Genomic DNA, 17,055 nt, shown 5'->3' on the forward strand with positions numbered 1-17,055 from the left:
CTAAAACGTTACTTTACGCAACAATCGGCCCGATATTGCTCCTAAGGTCAGCCAGAAAATAGCGTTGTTGATGGATGTCAACACCACAAAATGCTGTTGTAAGGCTTCGGGCGCTAAAGCCTGAGCAACCTCCGGATGCGGTGCGCCGATCAGATGCGGTAAGGCCAGTAAGCCAGCGCCGCCGATTTGCAGCCAGCGCTGTTTGGTCAAAAACAGACCAAACAAGCCAATCGCGGTAGCGGCGGCCGTAAAAAGCCACCACGCTTGGCGACTATGCAATTCGGCGCTGTCAGTACCCGGCAACTCCGGCGGCAAGCCCAATGATGGCGCGACAAAAAATACCAAATAACCGGCCAAACCCCAGCCGAGTCCGTACAGGTAACCGTGTTGATCCCGCCAGTACAGGGCGACACTGATAAACAAGGCAAAGCCGAAGCCGGTCAGGCCATTGAACAGCAAAGTAAAGCCATTGCGTTGCCAGCCGTCCGTCGGTTGCCAGTCATGCGCATGCTCGGCCGATGGTGTTTCGAATTGCTCGGCGGCCAAAATCAAGGGCAAGGTTTGATAGTGTTGGAGCACGCTGAGTAACAAGCCGCCCAATAGTCCAGCCAGTAGCGACGCCGCAACCAACTTACGAAAATCCGCCATGTTAATGGCAAGGAAAAGCAGCGCTGTGACGTCCGTCGTGGGCGGCGTTATGTAGGTAGTTGTTGGCGTCCTGCAAGAAACCCAAACCTAAAACGACGGTCAGACCCAAAACAATAGCACTCAGGCCAGGCAGGATTTTTGAGGAAGAAAGGGTGGTAGATGCTGCAAGTGTTTTCATGGTTGTCTGTTCCGAATAAGGTGGACGGAATAACAGAGGGAAAGACAAACCAAAAAAAACCGATTTGACAGATCGCCCTCCGCAATACTGTTGACTACAGTTTTAGGCCTGTCTCCGGGCTCGTGACGAATCACCTACCGTTGCGGGGGCAGCGTCGGCATTTAACCGACTTCCAGTTTCACCCGCCAAGAGCGGGAACCTTAAAACCAGCGGCGATTGTATGCCGCAGCTAGTCGTAGGGCAAATGAAATGTATTGAAATAAGAATAAACTGTGCGGCAGCAGTTCCTCTCGACAAGTTATCGATCAACCAGTAATCGCCCGCAACGCGTGATTCGATCGAAACTGAACACATGCTCTCTTGGGCTTTCATAACACCGCCCCACCAACCTGCGCCGATAATCCGGCTCGCCTTTTTCGAGATAAATAGTGGCGCCACAAATGGGACATGCCGCCGAATACCGAACTAACCGAATTACTCTTAAATCTCCGTCTCGAAGCAGTTCGAACTGCGCAGACTGTTCATAAAAATTTGTGAATAGTTCATGGGCTACGACAATTCGATCATCCAACAATAATATCCAAGGCTTGATGATAGTTACCCAGGAACCATAGGGAATCGCGAAAATACTGACCAGTAATGTCAAATCTTGCGTTGTCACGGATCTGGGTAAGGATAACGATAGCCATCCAGCATAAGCAATTAACACCGACAACCCAGCTATGATTGCTAGCCAACCCACTATAACCCAGACATGCCATTGTCTTAATTCAATTTGTCCATGCCGAAATAACCGACTCGCGATCCAACTGGGTTTGACTTCACCTAGTTCAGTCATTTGATAGCTGGCTTGCAAATCGGCTGCATTGTTCCTGCCAAGGACGCCGTCAATCGCTTGGTCTTCTTCCGTTATTTCCGGTATCGGTTCTGCCTTGATATAGAACGTCGTGAGTTGTCCCGGACCGCCCTTTGTGCTTTTACGGTCAGGTTTTGCATAACAAGACAACCCACGTTTACGAGCAAACTCTAAGATTTGCGGCTCTCGGGTTTCGCAATATTTCTTCAACGAACCCGGCCAATCGATCCACTTTTTAGGATCGGAAATTCCTATAGATTCACCGACTGCGGCGACGATTTCATCAGCCGTGAACCGGCGCTTCGACTCTTCGAATTCTGACTTCTTCAACGATTCCTGGGCTAACGCGCGCAATATGCGGTGCCCTTTTTCATCGCTTGGCTCGCTATCCAACCAATCGATCAAGCATTGAATTACCTCGCGCATAAACCACCCCAAACCAGGTAACCAGCAGTAGTTGTCTGGTTAGCGAATAGCCGATTCATAACAATTTCCTCCATAACAAATTCAAGATAAGCAATATAAAAATGATTTTGGAATGCAATTATTCAGGTCAAACACCAATTAAGGCTCTACTTCTTGTAGGCAAAGTCCCTGGTAAGCAGAACGAGATTAGAAGAATTTCAGGATCATTCAATTCATTGGACCCTGCAATTAGCCTGGCGTTATCAAATTGGCCGTCCGTTATTTGCCGAAAAAAGCGTCGCCAGCGCAATAGGACAATTATTTTCAACAAAGCCAAATCATATCTATCGGGGGTTCCGGAGGTTTGTGACCCAAATCAGGTCACTTTGCGACCGGGACATTTCCGCGTTGCCTGCCTAGCATATCGACAACAGTCGTTAATCAACTCAGAGGCGTTTATGTCAACACTGGATGAAGATCTTGCCCGGTTAAATTTCGAATATCTCATGCTAGCCAGGGAATGCGCACGCAGTAATCCTGAAGAAACGGCCTGGCGCTTTGGATTAGATCGGAATGGTATAGACCATCTCGCCGGCACGACACAGGAGCAACTTCGTGAACACGCCGAAAGCAGTCGCGCAGTGATTCAGTTATTGCCGGTTTATGTTCCAAGCAACTTGCCCATGGTCGCCTATGTGGATCTTCTCCAACCGTGTATCACTGGAACTGCGGATGAAACCAATGCCCTTTAAAAGCAGGTCAAATATAGGCGCGGACTTGCTATTGGCCGAAAGGCTAATCCAGCTTGGCGTACGTCCTCCGATTGTCAGCCAACTCTGCCATTTAACCCGAAAGCAAAGCATCGAATTATCTAAAGCGGTACAAGGACAACCGCCCAAACAAGGCATGCTGCCTCATGATCATCAATGGGCCATCCGCTCGGCGTTCAACAACATTCATGCCTCGCTATTTTTAAGCATGATTGAAGACATCAGACACCGACTTTCTACTCCGAACCTGAGTGCAACCTTACTGGTTACGGCCTATGAGATCTACAGCAACGTCGCTTCCAAAATTTTAGCCGATCGGCAATTTATCCAACCACGCTCCAGCCAACATTATCCGTTAGACATCAACCGGGCTTGGTATTTAATTAGCCTGCTCTCGGCGGGTGATTTGGTTTTCATTCTTTGCGGGCGTTGCCGCGCCCGTTACCTAGGCATGACTCACCCTGAAGCCGCATTTAGTCAATGCCCTATCTGCGAGGTGTGGACTGATCGGTCGGGGCGGCGGCGTTGGGTTTCCGCAAAATCAAAAAGTCAATCTTTGAACAAACCAAGCACTCGTTAGAGGCAATCAAGGAGCTACTAAGGAGAAGTCGCATGCATATCGTTGTCGTTACAGCCACCCATTCCCAAATACCCCAGGCAATCCATGGCAAAAATTTCGCGCGACTGGCACGCGAGTGCTTTGCCAATCAGCAATCGCTGACGATTGATTTTAAGGACGTCAAAACCAGCACGCAGGGGTTCTTCCAGGAATTGTATATTCCGCTGGTCGCTGAATTCGGATCCGATTATCTGAAATCGAAACTGAAAATAGTCAATATGGCGGGGCACGTCGACAACATGATGCAGTCAGCATTCAAAAATCTTGAGGCCTACTTTGACAAACTGACAACGATAGATCAACTGGGTTGCGATGAAGAGATCTATGCCATGAATCAGGCATGGCTCATCAAAGCCAGAGAAATCGCACGGGAGAACCCGGTGCTGACTGAATTAATCTTGGGGATTACCGATGAGGCCATGCGCTTGGCTGTTGGGCGTTTATCTTTAGAAGACATTGACTTAATTGCCCGCTCCAACTGGCTATGTTTTACCCCCCGATTTTCGAGTCAGTTTATTCAAAACATCAACAGAGATTCGCCTCCGATGGTGGAAGCCATGCTCGGATTAAGCGGCGCTATTGGCTAAGGGAGGCAGCTAATGCTCAAGAAATATCAACAGCAAACCTTGGCAATTGAACTGCTCAATCTCCATGCGAAAGTCAAAATCGTGCATCAAGCAACGGGAGTACCGATAAAGTTACTGAGGCAGACATACCGTCAATTACATGGCCAATCGCCCAGTCGTGGATCGATCAAGTTTTCAACCCGAGGTTTGACCGGTAGTCGCCGTAAGTATAAAGATGTAACCATCTTCGCCGTGTGTTTTCAGGTTGCCACGGCCAAATCGAAAGAAGGCCAAATCCAGACGCTAATTACTACCTTTAATGCGTATAAAAAATCATATCCCTTGGGACAACTCGAGTTTTCCGATGCTTGGGTGGTGGCACAGGACATCAAAGATAAACGAGTTCAACTTTCGAAGTGTCCACAATGTCAATCTTGGGTTTTGTTAAAAGCCCGTGAAGATCTCACTGATCGCTGCAGCATCTGCAAAATACATTTATGAGAAGGTTAACCAAAAATATTTGAATCCTGAGTAAGATAAAATGGCAACCAATCCGGTCATTGCTTTATTTAAAACAAGGCCGGATCGAACCAGCGACCTATTTATTGGTAGACAACAAATACATGAGTAACGCCCAGAAACGTCAGTCAGTATTGAGACCCATCATGATTGATCTTGAGGCGGTTTCAGAAGTCACAGGGCTTTCTGAATCTACCATCCAATCATTGATTCGTGCCGATGAGTTCCCTAAGCCTCGTAAAGCATCTGCACGCCGTTCCTGCTGGTTACTACGCGAAATTGAAGAATGGGCTGAGTCGCGTCCTGTTTCCGATTTATTACCCCCCCCTAATACGGCAATAGGCGGACGCAACGGCAAACCTAAATCTAGAAATGTGCCAATGACTCAAGATGCTCTGACAGATTAAAGAGCCATAGGCGTTTTTCATCGTCATATTGATGCCGATTATAAGTTCCTACCACACCGGGTAACATATGACCGAGAATCGTTTCACCTACGGAATCTGGACATCCTAATTTTGCAAGCAAGGTGCGTGAAGTCCGTCGCAAATCATGCGGTGCCCAATGAGTCACCGTTAATCGAGGCCTCACCTGCTCAGGGCGAATCTGACTATAGGGTTGTCTATAAAATACCTGTTCAGTGACGTATTTTTGTTCGATGTGCCCCACTTTATGACGGGATGGAAATAGAAAACCGTCGCCATATAGTTTTTTCCGCCGTAACACCACTGTCAAACCTCTACCGAATAAGGGCACCCTTTGATCTGTAGCAGTTTCATGTCGGGCGTTTTTCGTTCTAATTTTCGGTATCGTCCACCAAACTTGGCCACCCTCTTCGCTAATTTCACTTCCTGACATGCCAACTATTTCTGAGCCGCGAGTTCCGGTCCAAAGATATAACATTAAAACGTCAGTAATTATCGGTGCGAAATTTGGAAGCCAAGCAATCAATTCACCGATTTCGTCTTCAGTAAGTACGCGTTTGACCACGCCGATGTTCTTACCTTCTATGGTCTTTCCTTTTGATCTAATTTTTCCACGTAAAATTAAGCGCCACCAATTTACTGCAGCTTCAGGTAGTCTACCGGCATCCATTGCATAATCCCATGCCGCTCCTAACTCACATCGTAATTTTCCAGCCTGCACGGGCGATATTGCGGCGTATTTTTGAATCAAATCAAAAGCCATTGCACGGGTAATTGCAGTGGATGGTAAATCCGCCATATCACCCAGCATTGTGTTAAACATTCTAGTAATTTCAGTAGAACCTTTTTTGGCTCTGTGACGACAAACATGTCCAGCTAAATATTCATCACACAGCACACGTACTGTATAAGCGTTTTCAGAATTTGCCGCCTCTCGTTTTAATATTAAAGCTTTTGCCTCTAATTTTGCTTGCTTTGCTTCTAATACAGGGTCACTACCAGAATCACGCTGGTTTTTCAAAGCTTCCCAAGCGACAATAGCCGCTGGAAATGACATTGACGGCCAATGACCGATGGACACCTGCCTAAGGCGTCCATCAACAGTACTTCTATATCGATAAAACCAAGTTCTCACCTTTGCCATGGCAGACAAACGCAGTCCTGGGTAATCGTCAAAAGCCATATGCTGTCCTGGCTGCAAAGCTTTAGCGGTGCGGGCATCGAATTGCATTTTAGTATAGGTTTTCTATGTTGATCGATGACACGAGTATAACTCGAAAAAACCTATACTAAAACCTATACTAAACAGCAAAGTGCAGGGAAGTTTTGAAAAGTGCAGTTGGTGCAAACCTGACTCACAGCATAGAACAATTATCTATTATTTCATTAATTTACGAATGAATCTCCAAACAAAACAAGACAGCAAGCAAGGCAATGAATCGCAACACACCCCGATGATGCAACAATATAGGCGCATCAAATCCGGCCAGCCTGACACGCTGCTGTTTTACAGAATGGGCGATTTCTACGAGCTGTTTTTCGATGATGCAAAAAAGGCCGCGCAGTTATTGGATATTACGCTAACCGCTCGCGGCCAATCGGGTGGACAACCAATCCCTATGGCCGGCATTCCTTATCATGCGGCGGAAAACTACATCGCCCGCCTGCTGAAACAAGGCGAATCGATTGCGATATGCGAGCAAATCGGCGACCCGGCCAAATCTAAAGGTCCAGTGGAACGCAAGGTCGTGCGCATCGTCACGCCAGGCACTGTCACCGACGAAGCCTTGTTGGAGGATCGCAAGGACAATCTGCTGGTGTCTCTGGCAGTATTCGACAAGTTGTTCGGACTGGCCTGTCTGGATTTAGGCAGCGGTAAATTCACGCTGCAACAATTGGACAACGAAACCCAGCTGCTTAGCGAAATCGAGCGCTTGAATCCGGCGGAACTGCTGTATAGCGAAGATATTAAACTACCGCCCGCCGTCAAGGAACGCCGCGGCTTATGTAAGCGTCCGCCCTGGCATTTTGACCTTGATAGTTGCCGGCTGTTGATTTTGAAGCAGTTCAATAGCCACGACTTGAAAGGTTACGGCTGCGAGCATTTGCCGGCGGCGATTTGCGCGGCGGGTTGTTTGCTGCAATACGTACGCGACACTCAGCAAAGCGCCCTGCCGCATATTCAAGGCATTCGGGTCGAGAACTGCGACGACAGCATCAGTCTGGACGCCGCCAGCCGCCGCACTCTGGAGCTGGACAGCCATCCCAGCGGCCAACTGCAATACACTTTACTGGGAGTCCTGGACAAGACTGCCACCGCGATGGGCAGTCGCTGCCTGCGGCGCTGGATACACCGACCGCTGCGGGATCATGCTGTTGTCAATGGCCGCTATGCCTGCGTCGCGAGTCTGTTGGTGAATCAATTATATAAAGACCTACAAGGCAGTCTGCGTCAGGTCGGCGATATAGAACGTATCAGCTCGCGCATTGCGTTGAAATCCGCGCGGCCACGCGATTTACTGGTGCTGCGCCATACATTGGCGACCTTGCCGGCTTTACAAAGTCAGCTGGCCGACAGCGATAACCCGCATCTGGAAAACCTACGCTCGCAACTGCGCGAACAACCGGAATTATTGGCCCTGCTGCAACGCGCCATCATCGATAATCCGCCGGTCTTGATCCGCGACGGCGGCGTGATTGCCCCCGGCTACCACCCGGAGCTGGACGAGCTGCGTAATCTCAGCCAGAACGCCGACCAATTCCTGATCGACATGGAACAGCGCGAACGGGCCGCTACCGGCATAGCCACACTCAAGGTGAATTACAACCGGGTGCATGGCTATTACATCGAGATTTCCAATGCTCAGGCCGACAAGGTGCCAATGCATTACACCCGCAAGCAAACGCTGAAAGGTGCCGAGCGTTACATCACGCCGGAACTGAAGTCGTTTGAGGACAAAGTGCTCAGCGCCAGGGAAAAATCGCTGTCCTTCGAGAAAGCTTTGTACGATCAATTGCTGGATACGTTGGGCGATGCCTTACGCGATCTACAGCATTGTGCCAACGCGTTGGCCGAACTGGATGTGTTGGTAAATTTCGCCGAACGCGCCGAAACCTTAAACTTGTCGCAACCGGTATTGGATCAACAGCCAGGCATCGACATCGTTGCCGGTCGACATCTAGTGGTGGAAGCACTCTCCAGCATTCCCTTCGTCGCCAACGACCTGAATTTTTCGACAGAGCGCCGGATGCTGGTCATCACCGGCCCGAACATGGGCGGTAAATCGACTTATATGCGCCAGGCCGCGCTGATCGTGCTGCTGGCGCACATTGGCTGCTACGTGCCTGCGCAATCGCTACGTTGCGGACCGATAGACAAGATATTTACCCGCATCGGCGCCTCCGACGATCTGGCCAGCGGCCGCTCGACTTTTATGGTGGAAATGTCGGAAACCGCGAATATTCTGCATAATGCCACCAGCAACAGCTTGATTTTGATGGATGAGATCGGCCGCGGCACCAGCACTTTCGACGGCTTATCGTTGGCCTGGGCCAGCGCCGATTATCTGGCCCGCCATACCCAGGCGTTCACGCTGTTCGCGACCCATTATTTCGAATTAACTACGCTGGCCGAAGAACAAAGCAATATCCACAACATCCATTTGGATGCGATGGAGCACGGCGACAAGATCGTGTTTTTACACGCCGTCAAGGACGGCCCGGCCAGTCAAAGCTACGGTTTGCAAGTGGCGGCGCTGGCCGGCGTGCCGCAGAGCGTGATTGCCAACGCCAAAAACAAACTGGCGCAATTGGAAAACACCGCCTACATTGAGCTGCAAAATCATAGCGAAATCAACCAATTCGACTTATTTACCAGCCAGGAATGCCATCCGGCTGTCGTGCTGCTGGAAGAACTCGATCCCGATCATTTGAGTCCTCGGCAAGCATTGGACGCCTTATATCGTTTGAAAGCGCTGCTAAAAGTCAACAAGCGTTGATAGGCAGACATGTTCGCGGCACGCAGCATTGTTCAGACAATTTACCTCGTGCAGCCAGGCAGCTAACAGCGGAAAACCTTGTTTTACATTAACTAATTGCGATTGCAACTAGTATACTTTCCCAAGTATTTCCACTTTGCACAGTAAATTCCATGGCGACACGCCACTTCGAAAAATCATTGATCGTCATTGCGCTGATCGTTCTAACGGTTGGCTTAAGCTATACGGATGCACTGTGGCGCTTTGATCGGTGGATTTATGATGCCCAACTGAAGCTGCTGGCCACGCCGGCTTCAAAAGATATTGTCATTATCGAAGTCGATCAAAAAAGCCTGCAAAAACTAGGGCGCTGGCCCTGGCCCAGAGATATTCACGCTCGCCTGCTGGAGACGCTGGCGTCGGCAAAACCCAAGGCGATTGCGTTGGATTTTATTTTTTCCGAAGCGGATCAGCAACATCCTGAATTGGACGCGCACTTAAGCCGCGCACTAGCGAGTAACAAACAAGTAATACTGCCGGTTATTGTCGAACGCAATGGCAATAACGTAGTGGAAACGCTGCCCTTACCTGAATTCGCCAAACACGCTGCGTTGGGGCATGCCAATGTCGATTTGGATAAGGACGGCATCAGTAGAAGCATTTTGTTGCAATTGTCCTTGGGCGACTCGCAGTGGTTGGCGATGCCGCTGACTATTTATTCTTTGAACCATCCGGAAATACTTGCCGATTTACCGGGCTTACGGACCGAAACATCGCCAGAAAGCATACATGGCGATTATCGGGTGTGGTTGCCGTTCTTTGCGCCGGGCAGCGATTTCGTTAGAGTTTCTTATTTGGACGTATTGTCGGGGAAGGTGTCCGGACAATTATTCACCGATAAATACATATTGGTCGGGCTGACCGCCAGCGGCATAGAACGCGACCTGCCGGCACCCTTGGCTGTCGGTGATCGGCCCATGAGCGGGGTGGATTTCGTCGCAGCCGGCTTGGATGGCCTCATAAAGCAAACCCTTTGGCAGCCGTTACCGGGCCATTGGCAATTCCTGTTAAGCCTGGCGATAGCCGGTATCGCCGTCAAGATCAGCACTTGTTTTTCACTGCGCTGGCTCGCACTGGCTGTCTCGATACTATCGATGGCAATTTTACTGTTTTGCTTGGTCTTACTGCATACCAGCCACTATTGGTTTGCACCGTCCGTGGCGTTACTGGTGTTAATAATCAGCTATCCACTACGCAGCTGGCGGCATTTTGAGAAACTGATCCAGTCCTTATTCGCGGAACGCAAACGCGCCTACATCACCTTAAACGCTATCGTCGATGGTGTCATAACCACAGATGATAAAGGCTCAATCGAATACATGAATGCCGCCGCTCTGGATATCATCGGCAGCAAACGCCCCAAGACCGCCAGCCAAAATATCGACGACATATTTAGCCTGGAAATAGACGGCAAACCGCATCGAATCGCTGAATTGATACAGCAAAGCGTCATCAATCAGGGACCGTTGAAAATCAGCAATACTCGCCTATCCATTTCCGACCACTACGCGATGAACGCCAATCTGACCATCGCCCCTTTGATAGGCAGTCGGGGCGCACTGATGGGCACGGTGTTGACCATCAACGATATTGGCGAACGGGTGCTCATGGCGAAAATGCTGCTGAAAAAAGCCGAAGAACAAACCGTAATGCGAGAATTGATTAACCGGACCGAACAAGTCAGCTTGGCCAAAAGCCAATTTCTGTCGCAAATGAGCCACGAATTGCGTACGCCGCTGAATGCCATTATCGGTTTTGCGCAGCTGATGCAAATGGACGATCCGGAACACCCTTTGGCCGAAACCCACCTGGACTCGGTCAATGAAATACTCAAGGCCGGTCTGCACCTACTCGGGCTAATAAACGAGCTTTTGGATCTGGCTAAAATCGAGTCCGGCAAAATCAGCGTGAATATCGGCAGCATCAATTTGGTGGAGCTGATCAACGATTGCCAAACCCTGATCACACCCTTGGTGCAAAATAAAGGCTTGGCGCTAATTGTCGATAATCCCTTACCCGGGAACATTGAGCTACAAGCTGACCCGAAACGCGCCAAACAAATTTTATTGAATTTTCTGTCCAACGCCGTGAAATATAATCGCCCCAACGGTTCCATCAACCTGAGCAGCAGACGGATAGACGATAATCGGGTAAGAATTTCTATTACCGATACCGGCAAAGGTCTGGCGGAGCAACAACAGCAATTGTTATTCCAATCGTTTCAGCGTCTGGGTGCGGATAATACCGACATAGAAGGCACCGGTATAGGATTGGCAATTACCAAACAACTGGCGGAACTGATGAACGGTACTGTCGGCGTTAGCAGCACGCCGGGTGTGGGCAGCACGTTTTGGGTGGAATTACTGATCCGTTAAGCCGCCGAGGTTTTTATCTAATACCGGTAACCGTTCCGTAAGCGCTAGTTTCCGATATTGCGCGCGCGGCCGGAAGCCAGACAGTGAACCGAATCCCATATAGCCGCCGGGCTCCCGCCTTCGCCGGTGAGACATTATTTAAGAGCAGCGTAACGAATAGCGCTAAAACAAAAAAGCTCTTGAATCTAACAACAATTAAATGCTGTCTATACTTACACGCTAAATTTCAATACCGCCGACGCGGCTATTGATGTCCCAAAACACCGTTTGTAGAGGCCATTATGAAACGTCTTTTCGCCTGTTGTAGCCTGGGGTTAGCCCTTTGCATGCCGAATGCGGTATCGGCCGATGAAACAGTCATCGGATACATCAAAACCATCAACGATCAAACGACTATTGACGAGAGTAGCGGCCCGATCAAAGCCAGCCTTGGTTCGCCGATTCATGTCGGCAACGTCATCAAAACCGACCAGAACGGCGCTGCTGGGGTAACGCTGAAAGACAATACCATTTTGTCGATCGGCCCGAATACCGAATTAAAAATAGAAGCGTATCAATTCGAACCACAGCAGGACAAATTGCAATTAAACGCCAGCTTATTAAAAGGCACCCTGCATTATATTTCCGGCGTCATCGCCAAACTTAAGCCGGAAGCGGTAACGGTAAAAACCCCTACCGGCGTGATTGCGGTGAGAGGCACGCGTTTTTTAGTCAAAGTTGAAGAATAAGCCGAGTATTTGCCATGACGACAATTTCCTTACCCAAAACCCTCACATTCGCCGCTGCACTGGCGTTAACCGGTTGCGCCAAATCTTATTTGGTATTGCTGGAAGATCACGACGGCTCAACCGGAAAAGTGATTTTCAGCGGTGCCAACAGCGAAACCGTGGTTGAACAAGCCGGTTTTGGTGCAGCTCTGGACAACTCCAAAACCGTATTCAAAGTCGAACAAGAAAAAATCAATAAAGACTTTGGCAGAGCCTTGGCTTCCGAGCCGGTATTGCCGGAGATATTTTTATTGTATTTTGAGACCGGCGGCACCAAGCTGACCGCCGAATCGGCGGCTTTGATTCCCAAGATCATCGAAACCGCCGGCAAACATCCGGCCGCCGATATTTCAGTGATCGGTCACACCGATACGGTGGGCGATGCGGGCAAAAACGAAAAATTGGCGAATGAGCGCGCCGTTCAGGTAAGCCGTTTGTTCGACCCTAGTAAGCTGGATGTGAAGGAAGTCGCCGTCACATCGCACGGCGAAAAGAATTTGTTGATCAAGACCGGCGATGAAACGTCCGAACCGCGAAACCGTCGGGTAGAGGTGACGATACGATAATTTTCTAACATGTAAAACCGCCGGCGCGGAAGCTGGCGGTTTTTTCGTATTTGCTTATTCGCTGGCCAGCACTTTTGCTAATTGCGCTGCGGGTACATAGCCAGGCAAGATATTGCCTTTTTGCGTGACTATCATTGGTGTGCCGTTCATACCGAATGCTTCGCCCAAGGCCATATGTTCATCCACCGGGTTTTCGCAGGTTTTCGCGTCCAGATGTTCACCCTTCTTCGCGGTGGTTAGCGCTTTATTTTTGTCGGCAGCACACCAGACTGACACGGCTTTTTTGTAAGAATCCGACCCTTTGCCGGCTCTAGGAAAAAACATGTAGCGTATCGTAATGCCCTGCGCCATGTATTGATCGATTTCAGAGTGCAACTTACGGCAATAACCGCAATCAATGTCGGTAAAGATAGACACGACATGTTTGCTGGTTTCCGGTTTGAAAATAATCATTTTTTGTTCGCCGACTTTATCCAGCGAGGCTTTACGCACGTCAGCCAGCTTGGATTCGGTGATATTTTTCTTTGCTTCGGCGTCGAATAATTGCCCTTGCAGTAAATATTTACCGTCTTCAGATGCGTAAAAGATATTGCCGCCCATGGACACTTCGTACAGACCTTTGACTTCCGATGGTTTCACCGAGTCAACCTGCCCCCCGGGCATAAACTCACTCAAGGCTTTTTTAATGGCGGCTTCGTCGGCAAATAATGCTGGGCTAATCAAAGCCAGTAGCGTCAAAGCCAGAATGTGTGTGATTTTTTTCATGTAATTACCAGGGAAGATTAGAAAGGAATGTGGTTGACCACAACGCTGATGCTTTGTTCAGCGTTATTGAAATAATCTGCCTATATCGAGAAACATCGCCAAGCCCATCAGCAGCATCAATAGCAGCATGCCGGCTTGTTGAAAATACAGTTGTATTCTTTCCGGAAGCGGGCTGCCTTTAATGGCCTCAACCGCGAAAAACAGCAAATGACCGCCGTCCAGCACCGGCACCGGCAGTAAATTCAGGACACCCAGACTGACGCTAACCAAACCCAGAAACTTCAGAAATGCAGTAAATCCCATTTCAGCCGATTGACCGGCGTATTGGGCAATGCTGATGGGGCCGCTCAAATTCTCGACTGAAGCGGAACCCACCACCATTTTTCCCATCATTTTTAGAGTCGTCACCGCATAAAACCAAACTCTCTTTCCGGCGACTGGCACTGCATCCAAAGGCGATAAGGCATGTGTCACCATCATGGAGTCCAGCAATTCTTTCGGCGCGTCGACACCTGCGCCGATTTTACCGACTGCCTTACCCTCGCCCTGCTGCTCGCTACGCGGCGTGATGCTTAATGGCAATTGCGCGCCGCTGCGCTCCAGCAATAATTTAATTTCGACATCCGGCCGGGCCTGCACATAATCCACCCATTGTTGCCAGTCGGTAATGGCGGTGCCGTCCGCGCTGAGAATTAAATCCCCGCTTTGTAAACCAGCTTGTTTGGCAACCCCATCGTCAAGCAGCTTACCGATGACCGGCTTTATAGTCGGCACCCAAGGCTTCAAACCTAAACGCTTATGTAGCGTTTCCGGAGTTTGTACATCTTGTTCTGTTAGGTGAATCAAGCGAATTTGTTGACTGTCGTCTATCGCTTTAGTCAGCACGCTGATGTCAGTTTTACCGTCAATCGCCAAGGTCAACAAAGTATCCAGGGCTTCTATCCAGGTCGGCGTGACGGTCTCGTCGATACTGACGATTTCCTCGCCTGTCGCAAAACCGGCTTGCTCGGCCAGAGATCCGGCTTCCACTCCACCGATGACCGGTCTGACGCCTGCTTCGCCGATGACCAACACCAACCAAAATAAAACCACGGCCAGCAGTAAATTGGCGATAGGTCCGGCGGCGACTACGGCGGTTCTGGCCAGCAACGGTTGCCTATTAAATGCATAGGGCAAATCCTCGGTTTTAACCGCCTCTTCGCGTTCGTCAACCATTTTTACATAGCCGCCCAACGGAATCGCAGCGATAACAAATTGGGTATCGGCAGGGCTTTTTTGCCAGCTGATCAGCGGCTTGCCGAAACCGATGGAAAAACGAATAACTTTGATGCCTACCTTGCGCGCTGCCCAAAAATGGCCGTATTCATGAAACGCCACCAACACTGCGATGGCGACGATGAAATAAAACAAGGTGTGCAAAGTATCCATTAACTAGTGTTTGAGCTCGGCAATCACTGCATTAGCAACGTCCCTGGCCTGCCGGTCGGCTGCTAGGACATGTTCGAGCGTATCGGCGCAATCGGCTTTAAATTTTGCCATGCTCCGCTCTATGATGCGCGCAATATCGGTAAAGCGCACCTGCTCGTTCAAAAAGGCTTCTACAGCAATTTCATTGGCTGCATTCAAAACAGTCGGCATAATGCCACCGGCTTTGATAGCTTCGTAGGCCAATCTCAGACAAGGAAATCGCTGTAAATCGGGCTGTTCGAAATCCATGTGTTTGACTTCGAAAATATTCAACGGCGCTACACCTGAATCAAAACGTTCCGGCCAAGCCATCGCATGAGCGATGGGTGTGCGCATATCAGGGTTGCCCATTTGCGCCAACACGGAGCCATCGACATAATCAACCATGGAATGAATGATGCTTTGCGGATGAATCACCACTTGAATCGCATCGGGGTCCATATTGAACAGCAGACAGGCTTCGATCAACTCCAAGCCTTTGTTCATCATCGTCGCCGAATCTACGGAAATTTTCCGGCCCATATCCCATTTTGGATGCGCGACCGCTTGGTCGGGCGTCACAGTATCCAGATCGGCTATCGGCGTTTGTCGAAACGGACCGCCGGATGCAGTCAATAAAATGCGTCTGGCTTGTTTGGCAGTATGCCCGGTGGTGTAACCGGCCGGCATGCATTGAAATATTGCGTTGTGCTCGCTATCTATAGGTAACAAGGTCGCGCCGTTTTCGGCGACGGCTTGCATAAAGATTTGCCCGGACATGACCAAGGCTTCCTTATTAGCCAGCAATACCGTTTTGCCGGCTTTCGCGGCCGCCAAGGTCGGCAACAAACCTGCTGCGCCAACGATAGCGGCCATTACCGCATCAACATCGTCCAGGGTGGCGACTTGCGTCAAGGCATCTGCGCCGGCCAGTACCTTCATGCCGGCGACCGGCGAACCGGCGATTTTGTCTTTAAACGCTTGAGCATTGTCCGGATTGGCGACTACCGCATATTCCGGTCGATGTGCCAGACATTGTTCGTACAAGGCGTCAATATTACCGTTGGCGGTGAGAGCGACCACCTTGTATAAATCGGGATGGCGAGCTACGACATCGAGTGTACTGACGCCAATCGAACCTGTGGCTCCGAGTATGCAAATACCTTTCATGCGTAAAACACCCTACCAATCAATAAAATGCCAGCATAGAAAAAAGGTGCGGCGGCGATAATACTATCCACTCTATCCAATACGCCGCCATGACCAGGCAACAAGTTTCCGCTGTCTTTAACACCTTTTTTACGTTTGATCAGACTAAAAAACAAATCACCATAAATCGAAATCAACACGGTCATGACCGACAAAATCAACATATCGGTCCAAACCAATCCATTAAGAAATCTTAATGCTCCAGAGTCAGCCTGTTCCGGCTGAGTGGCAGTAATCCAACCATAGATAGTAAAACCTATACCGCATACAGCAGCAGATATTAAGGCGCCATACATGCCTTGGACCGTTTTACCTGGGCTTATTTCCGGAGCGAGCTTGTCTTTGCCCCAAGTTTTACCGGCAAAGAAGGCGGAAATATCCGCAGCCCAAATCAACAGCAAAAAGTAGATCACCATGCCGGGACCGTAATAAGCCCTTAATTTGCTGAGAAACATCCACGCCGAAAGCAATATCAACCAACCGCTGAACGTCTTGAGCCGCGATTTGAATTCGATATTTATCAACTGGGAACCGGCTTTTCGGATCAAAACCATCATCAACACCCAAAACATCACAGGAGCGATGACAAACCATTCCAATGCATCCGAATAATCCTTGATTTCCGGCCATTCCATCGCTTCGCTTAGCAGTTCCAACAACACGGTCCAGTAGGTAACGCCCAGCATTGGCAAAATCAGAAACGCTACGAAAATTATTTTCCGGGTGACTGTGTTGACATCGGTCAAGGCCATCCATTCAAAGGCGGCTATCAAGGTAATGACTGCGATAAAGAGGGAGAAATAAAGGGCTGGCAATTGCATAACTGCCGTGATGCACACGGCAGCCAGTACTAGCGCGGTTAAGATGCGTTTTAATAACATGTGTTTGATTTTTAATTATTATG

17 protein-coding genes and 1 riboswitch are annotated in these 17,055 nt (G+C 49.5%); of the genes, 9 read left to right on the forward strand and 8 right to left on the reverse strand.

From position 1 onward, the window contains the following. From G006_RS0103810 to G006_RS0103815, 3 genes are all read right to left on the reverse strand, one after another. Complete coding sequence (locus tag G006_RS0103810; RefSeq protein ID WP_020481838.1) at positions 1 to 648, reverse strand: CbtA family protein; 648 nt, start codon at positions 646 to 648, stop codon at positions 1 to 3. 1 nt (position 649) lies between these two features. Further along, on the reverse strand, positions 650 to 826 hold the full coding sequence (locus G006_RS27550; RefSeq protein ID WP_081607879.1) for a CbtB domain-containing protein: 177 nt from the start codon (positions 824 to 826) through the stop codon (positions 650 to 652). A gap of 88 nt (positions 827 to 914) precedes the next feature. Continuing rightward, positions 915 to 1,044, reverse strand: a riboswitch (cobalamin riboswitch). A gap of 80 nt (positions 1,045 to 1,124) precedes the next feature. Next, complete coding sequence (locus tag G006_RS0103815) at positions 1,125 to 2,108, reverse strand: hypothetical protein (protein ID WP_020481839.1); 984 nt, start codon at positions 2,106 to 2,108, stop codon at positions 1,125 to 1,127. Between the two features lie 101 nt (positions 2,109 to 2,209). On the opposite strand from G006_RS0103815, the gene G006_RS29035 reads away from it, so the two are divergent. From G006_RS29035 to G006_RS27555, 5 genes are read left to right on the forward strand one after another with little or no spacing between them, the layout of a single operon-like run. Then, complete coding sequence (locus G006_RS29035) at positions 2,210 to 2,839, forward strand: flagellar transcriptional regulator FlhD (protein ID WP_020481840.1); 630 nt, start codon at positions 2,210 to 2,212, stop codon at positions 2,837 to 2,839. Next, the gene (locus G006_RS0103825; protein ID WP_020481841.1) at positions 2,829 to 3,437 is read left to right on the forward strand and encodes a FlhC family transcriptional regulator; all 609 of its coding nucleotides are present in this window, start codon (positions 2,829 to 2,831) and stop codon (positions 3,435 to 3,437) included. The genes G006_RS29035 and G006_RS0103825 overlap by 11 nt, the downstream gene beginning before the upstream one ends. Positions 3,438 to 3,469: 32 nt before the next feature. Continuing rightward, positions 3,470 to 4,063, forward strand: a complete 594-nt coding sequence (locus G006_RS0103830) for an STAS-like domain-containing protein (protein WP_020481842.1) — start codon at positions 3,470 to 3,472, stop codon at positions 4,061 to 4,063. Positions 4,064 to 4,075: 12 nt separating this feature from the next. Continuing rightward, positions 4,076 to 4,543, forward strand: a complete 468-nt coding sequence (locus tag G006_RS0103835; protein ID WP_020481843.1) for a FlhC family transcriptional regulator — start codon at positions 4,076 to 4,078, stop codon at positions 4,541 to 4,543. Between the two features lie 59 nt (positions 4,544 to 4,602). After that, positions 4,603 to 4,968, forward strand: coding sequence for a helix-turn-helix transcriptional regulator (locus G006_RS27555; RefSeq protein WP_020481844.1), 366 nt, complete (start codon positions 4,603 to 4,605; stop codon positions 4,966 to 4,968). Here the strand turns inward: G006_RS27555 and G006_RS0103840 are convergent. After that, complete coding sequence (locus G006_RS0103840; protein ID WP_020481845.1) at positions 4,928 to 6,217, reverse strand: tyrosine-type recombinase/integrase; 1,290 nt, start codon at positions 6,215 to 6,217, stop codon at positions 4,928 to 4,930. The two genes, G006_RS27555 and G006_RS0103840, sit on opposite strands and share 41 nt — an antisense overlap. Positions 6,218 to 6,383: 166 nt before the next feature. Here G006_RS0103840 and mutS point away from each other — a divergent pair, with 166 nt between their 5' ends. The 4 genes from mutS to G006_RS0103860 all read left to right on the forward strand — a co-directional run bounded on the left by mutS (position 6,384) and on the right by G006_RS0103860 (position 12,731). Further along, complete coding sequence (mutS, locus tag G006_RS0103845; protein ID WP_020481846.1) at positions 6,384 to 8,984, forward strand: DNA mismatch repair protein MutS; 2,601 nt, start codon at positions 6,384 to 6,386, stop codon at positions 8,982 to 8,984. A 152-nt stretch (positions 8,985 to 9,136) separates the two neighbouring features. Further along, positions 9,137 to 11,398, forward strand: a complete 2,262-nt coding sequence (locus G006_RS26885) for a CHASE2 domain-containing protein (protein WP_020481847.1) — start codon at positions 9,137 to 9,139, stop codon at positions 11,396 to 11,398. A 281-nt stretch (positions 11,399 to 11,679) separates the two neighbouring features. Next, positions 11,680 to 12,126 (forward strand): FecR family protein, encoded by a 447-nt coding sequence (locus G006_RS0103855; RefSeq protein WP_152428792.1) that lies wholly within the window; start codon positions 11,680 to 11,682, stop codon positions 12,124 to 12,126. A 14-nt stretch (positions 12,127 to 12,140) separates the two neighbouring features. After that, complete coding sequence (locus tag G006_RS0103860) at positions 12,141 to 12,731, forward strand: OmpA family protein (RefSeq protein WP_020481849.1); 591 nt, start codon at positions 12,141 to 12,143, stop codon at positions 12,729 to 12,731. Between the two features lie 54 nt (positions 12,732 to 12,785). On the opposite strand, the gene G006_RS0103865 is transcribed toward G006_RS0103860, so the two are convergent. The 4 genes from G006_RS0103865 to G006_RS0103880 form a co-directional block, all read right to left on the reverse strand. After that, positions 12,786 to 13,496, reverse strand: coding sequence for a DsbC family protein (locus tag G006_RS0103865; RefSeq protein WP_020481850.1), 711 nt, complete (start codon positions 13,494 to 13,496; stop codon positions 12,786 to 12,788). A 63-nt stretch (positions 13,497 to 13,559) separates the two neighbouring features. Then, positions 13,560 to 14,924: an RIP metalloprotease RseP gene (gene rseP / locus G006_RS0103870; RefSeq protein WP_020481851.1), complete on the reverse strand. Its 1,365-nt coding sequence runs from the start codon at positions 14,922 to 14,924 to the stop codon at positions 13,560 to 13,562. Between the two features lie 3 nt (positions 14,925 to 14,927). Continuing rightward, the gene (gene ispC / locus G006_RS0103875) at positions 14,928 to 16,112 is read right to left on the reverse strand and encodes a 1-deoxy-D-xylulose-5-phosphate reductoisomerase (protein WP_020481852.1); all 1,185 of its coding nucleotides are present in this window, start codon (positions 16,110 to 16,112) and stop codon (positions 14,928 to 14,930) included. Beyond that, positions 16,109 to 17,032: a phosphatidate cytidylyltransferase gene (locus tag G006_RS0103880; protein ID WP_020481853.1), complete on the reverse strand. Its 924-nt coding sequence runs from the start codon at positions 17,030 to 17,032 to the stop codon at positions 16,109 to 16,111. Before G006_RS0103880 ends, ispC begins: the two co-directional genes overlap by 4 nt. Positions 17,033 to 17,055: the final 23 nt, after the last annotated feature.

Source organism: Methylomonas sp. MK1 (genome assembly GCF_000365425.1).
Taxonomy (GTDB): domain Bacteria; phylum Pseudomonadota; class Gammaproteobacteria; order Methylococcales; family Methylomonadaceae; genus Methylomonas.